12 protein-coding genes are annotated in these 11,802 nt (G+C 46.0%); 9 read left to right on the forward strand and 3 right to left on the reverse strand.

Annotated features, from left to right (window positions below; translation table 11 throughout):
* Nucleotides 1–21 precede the first annotated feature (21 nt).
* The 3 genes from recD2 to ONT08_RS09600 are packed head-to-tail and all read right to left on the reverse strand — an operon-like array spanning nt 22 to nt 3,728.
* Nucleotides 22–2,265 carry an SF1B family DNA helicase RecD2 gene (gene recD2, locus ONT08_RS09590; protein WP_264959790.1) on the reverse strand — a complete coding sequence of 748 codons (2,244 nt, stop codon included), beginning with the start codon at nt 2,263–2,265 and terminating at the stop codon, nt 22–24.
* On the reverse strand, nt 2,266–3,069 hold the full coding sequence (locus ONT08_RS09595) for a YqiA/YcfP family alpha/beta fold hydrolase (RefSeq protein WP_264959791.1): 804 nt from the start codon (nt 3,067–3,069) through the stop codon (nt 2,266–2,268).
* 29 nt (nt 3,070–3,098) lie between these two features.
* Nucleotides 3,099–3,728: a recombinase family protein gene (locus tag ONT08_RS09600; RefSeq protein ID WP_117695437.1), complete on the reverse strand. Its 630-nt coding sequence runs from the start codon at nt 3,726–3,728 to the stop codon at nt 3,099–3,101.
* A gap of 547 nt (nt 3,729–4,275) precedes the next feature.
* Here ONT08_RS09600 and ONT08_RS09605 point away from each other — a divergent pair.
* From ONT08_RS09605 to ONT08_RS09645, 9 genes are all read left to right on the forward strand, one after another.
* On the forward strand, nt 4,276–5,154 hold the full coding sequence (locus ONT08_RS09605) for a hypothetical protein (protein WP_264959792.1): 879 nt from the start codon (nt 4,276–4,278) through the stop codon (nt 5,152–5,154).
* A gap of 12 nt (nt 5,155–5,166) precedes the next feature.
* Nucleotides 5,167–5,622 (forward strand): hypothetical protein, encoded by a 456-nt coding sequence (locus ONT08_RS09610; RefSeq protein ID WP_094880475.1) that lies wholly within the window; start codon nt 5,167–5,169, stop codon nt 5,620–5,622.
* A complete protein-coding gene (locus tag ONT08_RS09615) occupies nt 5,623–5,985 on the forward strand; it encodes a hypothetical protein (RefSeq protein ID WP_264959793.1) in 363 nt (120 codons plus the stop codon). It abuts the gene before it with no gap.
* Nucleotides 5,975–6,385 carry a hypothetical protein gene (locus tag ONT08_RS09620; protein ID WP_264959794.1) on the forward strand — a complete coding sequence of 137 codons (411 nt, stop codon included), beginning with the start codon at nt 5,975–5,977 and terminating at the stop codon, nt 6,383–6,385. The genes ONT08_RS09615 and ONT08_RS09620 overlap by 11 nt, the downstream gene beginning before the upstream one ends.
* 13 nt (nt 6,386–6,398) lie before the next feature.
* Nucleotides 6,399–6,896: a hypothetical protein gene (locus ONT08_RS09625; RefSeq protein WP_118192258.1), complete on the forward strand. Its 498-nt coding sequence runs from the start codon at nt 6,399–6,401 to the stop codon at nt 6,894–6,896.
* Nucleotides 6,897–6,963: 67 nt separating this feature from the next.
* The gene (locus ONT08_RS09630) at nt 6,964–7,869 is read left to right on the forward strand and encodes a hypothetical protein (RefSeq protein WP_264959795.1); all 906 of its coding nucleotides are present in this window, start codon (nt 6,964–6,966) and stop codon (nt 7,867–7,869) included.
* Between the two features lie 266 nt (nt 7,870–8,135).
* Nucleotides 8,136–9,593 (forward strand): MobV family relaxase, encoded by a 1,458-nt coding sequence (mobV, locus tag ONT08_RS09635; protein WP_264959796.1) that lies wholly within the window; start codon nt 8,136–8,138, stop codon nt 9,591–9,593.
* A 49-nt stretch (nt 9,594–9,642) separates the two neighbouring features.
* Complete coding sequence (locus tag ONT08_RS09640; RefSeq protein WP_264959797.1) at nt 9,643–10,983, forward strand: OmpA family protein; 1,341 nt, start codon at nt 9,643–9,645, stop codon at nt 10,981–10,983.
* Between the two features lie 420 nt (nt 10,984–11,403).
* The gene (locus tag ONT08_RS09645) at nt 11,404–11,613 is read left to right on the forward strand and encodes a helix-turn-helix transcriptional regulator (protein ID WP_264959798.1); all 210 of its coding nucleotides are present in this window, start codon (nt 11,404–11,406) and stop codon (nt 11,611–11,613) included.
* Nucleotides 11,614–11,802: the final 189 nt, after the last annotated feature.

Below are 11,802 nucleotides of genomic sequence, written 5' to 3' on the forward strand. Positions count from 1 at the left end.
TTTTTCTTGCTATATATATGATCATTTGATATTGCTTCTAATGTCTTGATTTGGCTCTGGTTCCGCAGCCATCATTGGCTGTTCCTCAGGAAGTATGTATCTACTGCTGATGTGGAGACCAGAATCATTGTTCGCTTCTATCTCTCCACGCAGTCGTTCTTTCAATTTGGTGTTTCTGTTGATTACCGTCAGATTACGTATTGCATAAGCGAGCGCTTTGGGCTGCCCGATAAGCACACAGATTTTTTTAGCTCTCGTAATGCCTGTATAGATGAGGTTGCGCTGAAGCATCACAAAATGAGCCATCAAAACTGGGATTACCACGATCGGATATTCCGAACCTTGCGATTTATGAATGGTAGAAGCATAGGCCAATGTTAGCTCATCAAGCTCCGTTGCTTCATATTCCACCAGATTGTTGTCAAAGTTGACACATAGTGTGCGGTCTTCTATGTTGACTTTTTCTACAGTTCCGATGTCACCATTGTACACATTCTTGTCGTAATTATTACGTATTTGCATCACACGGTCGCCCATCTTATAGGTTGTACCACCACGGCTTATGCCCAATGTTGTTGTATTGAGTGCTTGCTGTAGCATCATGTTCAGGTTGGCTGCACCTACCACACTTCTTTGCATCGGCGTAAGTACCTGGATGTTGCTTAAAGGCTGATTGTAAGCCTTTGGCAAGCGATACTTCACAAGTTTTACTATTTCTTCAGCCACTTGTTCCGGGTCTTCATTTTTGATAAAGAAGAAGTCGGTCTGCTTGCCGTTGCTCGTATCGGGATAATGCCCTTGGTTGATGGCATGGGCACTCATGACGATTCTACTGGATTGAGCTTGTCGGAAGATGCGGGTTAGTCGAACTACGGGAATCTTCTCGGAGTCAATAATATCACGCAAGACATTGCCAGCTCCAACACTTGGCAACTGGTCAATATCACCCACAAGCACTAAGCGCATGTGTTCGGGAATAGCCTTCATTAGATTATACATCAATATGATGTCAATCATGGAACACTCATCCACAATCAGCGCATCACCTTCCAGAGGGTTCTCCTCATTTCGTTTGTAACCATCTTGTGGATTAAACTCCAATAGTCTATGAATGGTCTTGGCTTCCATATTGGTAGCTTCGCTCATTCGCTTGGACGCACGGCCAGTAGGTGCTGCAAGCAAAATCCTCATTCCTGCCGTTTTATACGCAGCAATAATACCTTGCGTAGTTGTGGTCTTACCTGTACCAGGACCGCCAGTCAGTACCATCACTTTCGAGCGAACCGCTTGTTGGATGGCAGCAATCTGAACCTCGTCATATTCTATACCAGAGACCTTTTCAATGGCTTTAATATCAGCCTTTAATCCGAGGTTATTTGCTTCTTGGCTTTTTATTAAGGTCAAGAGTTTCTTTGCCGTTCCACGTTCTGAATGATAGAATGGAGGCAGATATATAGCTTCATTCTCACGGATGAGATCTTCCGAAGCAATCATCTCTGAAATGGCTTGTCTGATGGGTTCTTCGTCTGCTTCAAGCAGTTTCTTGGCTGCTTCTATAAGCTGCTCTTCTATAGCATATACATGTCCTTCGTTGGAAAGTTCATTCAATGTATAACCTATACCACTTTTGCAACGTCTCAAATCGTTTTTCTCGTAGCCCATATTAGAGGCAATACCATCAGCAGTTTTGAATCCGATGCCCCAAATATCATCTGCAAGGCGATAAGGATTCTCTTTCACGTTGTCGATGCTTTCCTTGCCGTACTGGCGATATATTTTGGCGGCATAAGCAGTACTTACTCCGTATTGTTGCAGGAAAATCATTACATTCTTGATGTCCTTCTGTTTCTCCCAACTGTCTCGGATTTTCTCTACACGCTTCTTACCGATGCCAGCCACTTCATATAGTCGTTCGATGTCATCTTCAATTACCTCGATGGTATCAGTACCGAACCTCTCAACTATCAGATGAGCATACTTCGGACCAATGCCTTTCACCAGTCCGCTTCCCAAATATTTCTCTATACCATATACAGTTGCAGGCATCACTTCTTCCCACGTTTCGCATACGAATTGACGTCCGTATCGCTTATCGACTTTCCAGTCACCATTACACAATAGTACAGCGCCCACTGGTACATCCAGCAGGTTGCCCACCAAGGTAACAAGGTCTGAATAATCCTTGACTTTAACCCTCATCACGGAATATCCATTCTCCTGATTTTGGTAGGTAATGTGTTCTACTACGCAACGTATCTTTATCATTTATTTTATGTCTATTTCCGTGAAACGATTAAAAGTTCTGCCGTCCCTCGTAACTTTCCCGAAGAACATCTTTTCCGGTCTTACCCAATAGGCTTGGTCTCCATAGAGAGCCTGATAAACCACCATGCGCTCCTGAGTCTCGGAGTCGAAGGCAGAATGGATGAATTTGTATTTGCCGCCCTTAAAGTGCTGGAAATATCTTTCTTCCTTTGCTGAAAACTCCATCAGCATTTTCTGGGCGAGGGGAGCGTACCAGGTCTTCACCTGCTGCTCAGTAGGCGTATGACCGCCTGGGAAATGGAAGGCTTGATTGTAGTGCTCCAGGAAGAGAGGGGAGAAGTGAGCCAGGGTGTCCTGCTCACCAAAAAGTCCCCACACACGATTCTTATAATAGGGGTTGCAATGGTCAAACTGCACGGCTTCCAACTCCGCAAACTCCTCAATCAGCGCCTCGTCAATCACCAGCCGCTGATTGCCGTCCCTTCTCGGCGCCTTGTATTCATGCTCGCCGATTCGCTCCTTCAGAAACTCCGTCATCATGAAATACGGATTGCCGAGCAGGGCGGGAATGCCCACCACCGGAGCCAGCATCTGGGCGAGGAAAGAGCCACAGCTGTTGCCCAGAAGCAAGTCGGGCTGTTCCCGGTCGATGATGGAGCGAATCTCCTTCAGTGCCTCCTTGGGGTACAAAGGGAGGTCGGGAGTCAGCACCACCGCCGTCCCCTCAAACGCCTCTTTCAAGGCTCTCGCCATCGGACAACTGCCCGTGGCGAAGAATCCGTGTAGGAATAATATCTTCTTCATGCTCTAATCTTCAATCTTCAATGTCTCGTTTACTTTGTGTCTCTTTTCTTGATTGGTCCGGAGTGGTTGCCTCTATTCAGCTTGATTCCGTTCTTGTTGAGAATGCGGAATACGGAACTTCTGCTTCTGAATCCGCTGGCTCTCCAGATTTCATCTATCGGATGTCCAGCCACATAGAGGTTCACTACAGTCTTCTCTCTGTCGAGCTTCTGCATCTTGCTGGCAGAAACAGGAGGGAGGGACACGATCATCTTCTCCTGCAGCTTGATTACATGCTCTGCAGATTTCCTGAGAGCAAGGACTTCGTCGGGCAGGGAACCCATCATTACCAATACGTCAGATGGCTTGGTTTCCGGAAACAGGATGTTGCTGGAGTCAATCCGGTCGTGGATGCTGATGATGCGAATGACCTTGACCCGGCAGAATTCCAGGAATATTGCCAGTTCACGACTGCCACGCAAGGCGTTGGAAAATTTCGGAATCACCAGTTCATCACCTCTTTGCAATGCTGCCATCAGTTGTTTCCACAGCGGTCTGTGGCGTTCGTTATCATCACTTTCTTCGATGATTCTTACACAACCGAACTCGTTCATCCATTTGCGGTCTTCTTCCAGTTTGTCATACTGGGATGTAGCCATGATGTAGCCTACTTTTGCCATATCAAAATGTTTTATTGACTGATAACTTGATAGTTATGCGCCTTTTTACGGCAGGATAACACCTGTTCAGGCACGATTCTTCTGCAAAGATACAAATTATATTCAGAAATGGATTCATACTATTTGGTTTTGTTGGGTCAGCAGACTTGATTTAACCTAATTTATAAATTAGGAGCGCATCTTCAATAATCATACTGCAAAGAGTATGAAACATAAAATAACATAAAGTCTGATTGTAGTGTCGTTAATGTGGAATTTTATCTGTATCTTTGTACGCAAAATTTTCAATTACATGCCAATGGATAATAGGAATACAGTACAGTTGAACAGTTTTGTCGGTTGCCTCGGTAACTCTTCAGCAACAGGTCTCAAAAACCAAATGAAAGAAAGTAAAGCAAGTGAAAGAAAAACAACTCAGCAGAGTTTATTCTTTCACTTGCTTTTTTTATGTGCCTTACTCATGATCACCTCATGCAGTGGAAGTCGTCAATATGATTTCAAGTCTTCAGAAGATGCCTTGAAACAGTACCAGGCTTTCTTTCAAACTATGAAAGGGCATTCAGACTCTGATGCAGAGCATCTTGCAGACTACATCAACCAGTGGCGCGAGTATGGAGATACCGTCTTGAACTACATCAGGAAGGATCCTTCATTCAATGCGCACAGTGGGCTTTCCATGAAGTATGATCTGATTTCAGACTCCATCCGCACAGAACTGCTGGGGATGACAGGCAACTGCACTTTGAGCGATGTGGCTTACGTGAAGCTCCACACCTCTTTATATAAGGACAACAAGGAACTCGGCTCTTTGAAGGAAAATGCCTTAAAGTTTTTCGCTACCTTGGACAAATCGCCTGTCTATGAACTGGAAGTTCACAGAGCCTTGGCCAACTACTCCAAGTTCCTGCTGAGCACTAAGTCGCATGGCATTAAGTCAAGAAAAGAACTCATGGCGTTCCTACATGAGGAAGACCGTCATTTCCGCACGTTCCTCGCACATATCGACGAATGCTCATCCATCGGAATGACGGAAATCACCAACCATACTGCAGACATTTGTTCTGCCATCTACAAGTCCGCTTCCAGAAACAAGCTGCCAGCTTCTGAGACCCTCGTTCTCATGTCGATGCGAACAGACCGCCGTCTGATTCTCAACGCCCAGGTTTGCCGTGACGCTTTGAAGCGAGGAAAAATCAAAGATGCCATCCAAGCCAATGCCTATCTCTGGATGATATTGCAGCCTTATCTCTCGATGGATGCGCTGGCCATTGCCATGCTCACCCCGGAGCAGGCTCAGCTGATGACGGACATCGCCAAGGATTATCCTGCCATCATCACGAGACTTGAAGGCAAGCACCTTGTCAACAAGGAAGTGTCCAACAGGATTCCAGCCCAGCTGATGCGTCTTTACATATCAACCCTCTAATCTTTCATTATCATGTTACAGGAAGCTATCTATAAATTCAAGGCATCCGGCCCCATGCTGTTGCCAGAACTGATTGACAATTATTGGATTGGCGAGATAAAGGCATACGAAGATTACGCCATTCTTCCCTACGAAGTTCATATCCCACAGCCTATAGACAAGGTGATTGATATGTTCGAAATGAATGCAGACCTTGCCATTCTCTACCATCTGGAGCCATCAGTCCATACGGTGTTCGGACATGAATGCTGCGCCTACTGCTATCCGGTCACCGAAAGGATGTTCAAGATCAACTGCAAGACTTCCGCCGATGGACTCATCCACGAGTTGAATGTGACGATTTACAACTCCATCGAACTCATGTCGGCAGATCTTTTCGAAGACCTCCGTCTGCACGAGCGTCGTGGCACGTTCCGGGCAAAGCGGGAACACGTACAGATCATGAATGATTTCAACTGCGGTCTCTAGATGAACAAGAAGACGTATTACCTAATTGCAGACATCATACAAAGATACAGAACATGGATAATAGTTAAAGATACGGAACAGCTGGTAGAGATGAGAATCCTGCAGGATGGGGTGTTGAAGACCCTGTTTTACAAGGGACTATCGCTCCAGAGTTACAGGGATCATTACTCTTTCAAAAAGAAGCGAACCTGGAAAATCAATGAATACGACTTGAACCAGGGTCTGGCAGCTCTTTGTAAAAAAGATCCAAGCGCCAAGGGTAGAGTAGAGAAGGGCACTCTCACCCGGCATGATGTCGAATACATTATAGAGAAAGCATCCTTCGGAATCATCAAACTTGAATTAAGCGATTATGAGTACTAAACGAAAAGTATATACCTTCTATATAATAGCCATCCTGGTGATGGTGCTGGTTCTGATGCTGTGCAATCTGAACATCATGGCCAAGGCGATAGTTGGACTGATGATAGTCTTCTGCATCTTCGTGATGCGAAGCATACAGACGGCTTACCATCTACCTGATGACATCGACCCTGATACGATGCAGCCGATAGATACAAGTGTTAATACATCGGCAGCCGTTCCAACGGCGAAGTTAGACCACAATTCCAATGTGGATCTCTATCTCCGTCTTCTCATCGAGGCTGATGAAGAACTGGCGAAAGACCCTACCATTGACCAGATGTCGCCCAGTTACAACATCCAGTTAAATAACAGAATTGCCGAGCGACTTGAATCACTCGACAGAGATAAAAACAAGTAAAATAAAGGAATATATGATACAAATTCTAACCCTCATCCGGTTCGCTTTTCCCTTCCTCTTGCTGACAGCATTCTTCTGTCTTTACAGAAAGGAATATGGATTCATGAAGCGGTTTATGTGGAAAATGACCATGTTTCAGAGTGCAAGAAATCTCTATGCCTACCTGGTCGTGCTGATGCTTATCTTCGTCAACTGGTGTTGCCATGTAACGGCACCCAATCTCTCAGTCGTAGTGTCAACACTCCTGACCCTGGTGCTTCTGAACAGGAAAATTGCAGAAAGCACCTTCCATCTTTTGCATGAGAGAAAAAGACTGTGGTTCGCCACCTTGCTGCTCTCGATGGTTTGCTACGCCTTACCTTATATGAATAGCATGTCTCTGTTCCTCTTTGCCGTCAGCGTGGCAGCAGTGTTCTATCCATCTGGAAAAGTGCTCCGCATGAAGAGCCATCCTGAGGCCATCAACAACCCGAAGGATCTGCTTGCGCTGATTATCAAAAATTACTATTAGATGCCACTTACAACTGGCACAATACAATATCCACTTGCTCTACATTCCACATTCAAAAATGACTCAAATGACTCACAATTCAAATCATCACACACCCGAGGCTGATAAGTCTAAAGGTGTTGATCGCTCATTGCTGGAGTTTCTGAAGCCGAAAGCAGAGGAACGTTACAGCAAGCTGGAAGCCTACTGCGACCTGCTTTCGAAAGCATCCTCAGGAGCCTATCAGTCGCCGGGAACCGACGGAGCCCTCCAGCTGCTCCCCGGTCAGTTTGTTGCCACCATTTCCGAACTTGCCCGTCAGTGGCAATGGCAGCGTGCCACGGTTCGCCAGTTTATCTCCGGACTCACCAAACTTGGTCAGCTTTCCGTAGAGCCATATTCCAAGAGCTTCATCTTCTCTGTCAACCTGGAACAACGTCTGTCTCTTCTTATCGAGAGTCCGGACGACATTCTCGACTTTTGCGCCATGCAGTTCATCCGCTTCATCAAAGGCAGATCCACCGCCAAGGAAGTGGCCGAATCCTACAGCCGTTATTACGACTTGAAGATGAACATGGCCAAGCAGGAAGGATATGGCAGCATTCCTGCCAGACGTGTAGTCAATCAGCAAGCCCAGGTGTTCGATTCACTGGCAGTTTCCATCCTCCGTTATCTCAATCAGGAGAAAGAACTGCCAGAGGAACTTTCCGATTCCGTGAGCCTGCTCTTCGGAAAAGACCATGTCTGGGACTGGCACAAAGTGATAGATTCTCTTGGCATTCTGGCTAAAGCCATCAGTGGCAATACCAAGCCGAGTTATATGGACGAAGTGGCAACCCGATACTCGAAAGCGGAGATAGTACTCCTGGATTGCATCTTCGAGCACTACATCTCCGGCTCCGCATCCCACTACTATGTGAATCCCCCTCGTCCTCTTACTGAGGTCAGGGAGCCATCCGAAGAGGTAGCACCTGCGGAATCTTCCGACGATTAAAAATAATAGTCATATTCCCCTTATTCCATGCGAGGCACGCTGATGCGATCAGGACGCCCGTTAGCACATCGCTGAATGATTTCAAGCAACGTGAGGCAGCGTGCTTGCACGTGCCACTTTTTTTCAGTCTTGGGAAGCCTAATACCCCGACCTACTGAAGTAGTCGGGAGGGCTGACCAGATAAACAGCAAGCTGGGTCAGATTTCCTTGTGTTGCCAAGACTGAAAAAGGCTCCTGGAGTAAGGACTATAGCAAAGAAAAACGATATGGGAACATCATCAAAACAGGTAATGGACATCAAGGTTACCAAAGGTCTTGCTTCGGTAGGCAACGAGGAGTTGAGAGACTGGACGGAGAAGGGATGGAACCAGGCCATGCGTGAAGGCAACTACGACCGTAGCCGTGAGCATCTCAACTTCGAGATCCGTCCAGGTGGCATGGTCGCCCCGATAGACAAGAGCCGTCCGCTTACCAGGCGCATGGCAGAAAATCTCGCCTCACGTGGCATTAAAGATCCCAACGAAGGACTGGCAGAGCCACGTTACCGAACTGTGGTGAATTTCATTTTCGGTGGTTCAACGGAACGTATGCGAGAACTTGCCTTTGGCAATCAGGAGGTAGATTTTGAAAGCAAGGGTGGTAACGAGCACATCCGGCGAATGCCCGAAATAGAAAAGTGGGCACAGGACATCTACCGCTTTGTGGCAGATAAATATGGAGAGGAAAACATCGTCTCCTTCATCGTCCACTGCGATGAGAAAAATCCGCACGTCCACGCTGCGCTTCTGGCGATAGATAAAGATAAGAAGTTCGCCTTCAAGAAAATCTTCCATGGTCAGAACCGCATAGATTACAAGAACTATCTTCTTGCCCTGCACGACGAGCTTGCCATGGTCAATGAGAAATGGGGACTCACGAGAGGGGTGTCGATAGCAGAGACAGGAGCACGTCACCGTTCTACTGAAGAGTATCGACGATGGCTTGCCAACGAGTGCGTGACACTCGAAGCCCAGATGCTGAACACCCGGAAAGCCCTCGAAGATCTGAATATGGAACTCTCCATCGCCCAGAAGAAGCAGAAATCCTTCACCTCCATGATCGAGAATCTGAAGGCAGAAATCAACCGCCTTGAAGCAGAACTCAAACCGCTGAGAGCCTTGCAAGCTAATAGCGACAACATCAGTGCCGACATCGCCCGTAAGATTCAGAGTCTTGAACAGCAGAAGGCTTTGGTGGAAGATAAACTGGCAGACAAGGAGAAGAAACTTTCAGAGACCAACCAGTTGCTTGACACCCTCCGCAAGGACAAGGAAGAGATTGAGAGGCAGGCAAGTGAACTGGAAGACAAAGCCAACCAGTCTGAACTTTCCTGGGCTCACAACATGAGCTACCATCTCAACGGAGTGATGCTCGACACCATGGCACATGAGTTTGCCATTCGCTTCCCGAATCTTCCCGACAGCGTGAAACTCGACTTCGACGGCACGCTTCTCTGTCAGTTGGCTGAAGACGGAAACCATGTCGTCAAGGTAGCCTTGAACCTCGTGTGCGGTTTCGTGGATGATGCCACGACCATCGCACAGACGCATGGAGGTGGAGGCGGCAGTCCAGGCTCTGGATGGGGGAAACGGCCAGATGAAGACGATAGGGAGTGGGCAAGAAGATGCCTGGCAATGGCACGCAAAATGTGCGCTCCGTCCGTCGGAAGAAGAAAGAAGATGTAACACCATGCTCATTTGTTTACGCAAGTAATCAATCATCAAAGACAACAACATGAGAAAGAAAATATTATCAATAACAATGATGTGTCTGGCTGCAATGACAGCTTCGGCACAAACTGCCGGACAGAGTTCTGACAGTCTTTATATCCAGAAATCATACAGTCAGGAGCAGATGCTCATGCCTGTAAATCCTACATATCTCAAGAATGTAGGCGAAGCAGCCAACTGGGGTAGAAATTGGTTTATAGAAACAAAGGGCGGGGCTTCAGCTTTTCTTGGGACGCCCATTGGTTGCGGTGACGTGTTCGACCGTGTCACTCCTCTCTTGCAGATAGGAGTCGGCAAATGGTTCACGCCCGCAATCGGTGGACGAATAGGATTTCAGGGACTCAGCTTCAAGAACGCAGAGTTCCATACGATGAAGTATCAGTATGTCCATGCAGACTTTCTGTACAACGTCACGTCTGGAATCCGTCAGAATGAAAGCGGAATCCCTCTTTGGGATGTGATTCCATTCGTAGGTGTCGGCATGATCCATAATTCCGACTGGATCAACAACTGTACCTGCCAGGGCGGTTCAAGTGGCAGTCATCCGTTTGCTTTCACCTATGGCGTGGAAGCCCGTTACCGCATCAGCGACCGTGTTCATCTTGTAGGAGAAGTGAGTGGAATGCTGACCGCCAGGAACTTTGACGGCATTGGAACCTCAACCAAGTTTGGCGACAACATGATTTCCGTATCAGCCGGTTTGTCCTTCACGATAGGCAAGACGGGGTGGAAGCGAGTATTGGATGCTACTCCCTACATCGAGCAGAATCTTGCCCTCCAGGATTACATTGCCTACATGAGGGATAGGAACGCTCATCTGGAAAAGCGACTTGCAGGAAATGACGATGGCAAGACCGTCTATCCGAAAAACAGCTACAGTGGTCTCAACTCCCTCCGTGCCCGACTCTCTATGAATGGCAACAGCAAGCAGGGTGCAATGGGCAGCGGTGATGGCAACATGGCAGGCAATGCAGATGGCTATCGCCCAGATTCCCTTTCATCTCCTGACCACCTGAAAGTAAGCATCGGTGTTCCGGTGTATTTCTTCTTCAAGCTCAACACTGATAAATTGGTTGACAAGTCTCAGCTTGTGAACCTCGAAGACATAGCGAAGATGGCCAAGCAGGAAAATCTGAAGATTAAAATATCCGGTGCAGCCGATAGTGCTACAGGTACTCAGTCCGGCAACCGGGATTTGGGTAAACGACGTGCCAAGTTCATAGCCAAGGCACTCATCAAGCGAGGTGTAGATAAGAGCCAGATCAAAGCCTACAACTTAGGCGGAATCGACAAATATGCGGCGAATGAGGCAAACCGCTTCACAACCGTTGTTTTGCTGAAATAGGCTTAAACGTGTATTCATGAATACGTGAATACATGTACACATATATACATAATATATACTGAACGTAGCTTTTGAGTAAAAGCACTAAAATTCTTCTCTCATACATCAAGGGGAGTTTGCTCGTGATGAGTAAACTCCCCCATATTTTTATAGCCTCCAAATTTGTACTTCATATTTAAGTCATTATCTTATGTATTCATCAAAGTAGCATCATCTAAAAAAGTATGCTATATGGGGGTACGCCTTTCTAATATAAAGTTTACTAAATATACTCAAAGTACTGTCAAACATTGACCTTTTTGTGGCAAAAGATTGAACTATAATTCAAACATTTGACGTGATTCTTTAAATATTTGGATAATAATTCTTAATTAATTTGGAACAATAAATTAAATAATCTACTTTTGCAGAAAAAATAGAATGAATATGACAAAAGATATTAATCGCCTTAAAGTTGTTCTTGCAGAAAAGAAGAAAACTAACAGATGGTTGGCAAACCAACTTGGCAAAGATGAAGGGACTGTTTCAAAATGGTGTACAAACACCATGCAACCAAATTTAGAAACTCTGAGAGAAACAGCAATGTTACTTGACGTTAATGTGACGGACTTACTTTGGCCAACAAAATAGTAATGCTGGAGTATAGTATTTATAAATTTACAAGTTTCTGGAAAACTAAATAGTATGAGGATTGTTAGCTTGTGTCTGGCATGGATCATTTAATTTCCAGAGTCAAATTCATTGCAAGGTTTAAAAAATATCGAATAATTTAAATTCTTAAAAACGATAGCATGTATTTTAAAAAATATATATATGCAT

Origin of the sequence: Segatella copri (assembly GCF_026015465.1) — a bacterium.
Taxonomy (GTDB): domain Bacteria; phylum Bacteroidota; class Bacteroidia; order Bacteroidales; family Bacteroidaceae; genus Prevotella; species Prevotella copri_E.

Excerpts from the sequence above, each read along its gene's own strand:
- ONT08_RS09595 (WP_264959791.1), bottom strand. The coding sequence starts at position 3,069 with ATGAAGAAGATATTATTCCTACACGGATTCTTCGCCACGGGCAGTTGT.
- recD2 (WP_264959790.1), bottom strand. The coding sequence starts at position 2,265 with ATGATAAAGATACGTTGCGTAGTAGAACACATTACCTACCAAAATCAG.
- ONT08_RS09645 (WP_264959798.1), top strand. The coding sequence starts at position 11,404 with ATGAATATGACAAAAGATATTAATCGCCTTAAAGTTGTTCTTGCAGAA.
- ONT08_RS09625 (WP_118192258.1), top strand. The coding sequence starts at position 6,399 with ATGATACAAATTCTAACCCTCATCCGGTTCGCTTTTCCCTTCCTCTTG.
- ONT08_RS09620 (WP_264959794.1), top strand. The coding sequence starts at position 5,975 with ATGAGTACTAAACGAAAAGTATATACCTTCTATATAATAGCCATCCTG.
- ONT08_RS09600 (WP_117695437.1), bottom strand. The coding sequence starts at position 3,728 with ATGGCAAAAGTAGGCTACATCATGGCTACATCCCAGTATGACAAACTG.
- ONT08_RS09605 (WP_264959792.1), top strand. The coding sequence starts at position 4,276 with ATGAAAGGGCATTCAGACTCTGATGCAGAGCATCTTGCAGACTACATC.
- mobV (WP_264959796.1), top strand. The coding sequence starts at position 8,136 with ATGGGAACATCATCAAAACAGGTAATGGACATCAAGGTTACCAAAGGT.
- ONT08_RS09640 (WP_264959797.1), top strand. The coding sequence starts at position 9,643 with ATGAGAAAGAAAATATTATCAATAACAATGATGTGTCTGGCTGCAATG.
- ONT08_RS09615 (WP_264959793.1), top strand. The coding sequence starts at position 5,623 with ATGAACAAGAAGACGTATTACCTAATTGCAGACATCATACAAAGATAC.
- ONT08_RS09610 (WP_094880475.1), top strand. The coding sequence starts at position 5,167 with ATGTTACAGGAAGCTATCTATAAATTCAAGGCATCCGGCCCCATGCTG.
- ONT08_RS09630 (WP_264959795.1), top strand. The coding sequence starts at position 6,964 with ATGACTCACAATTCAAATCATCACACACCCGAGGCTGATAAGTCTAAA.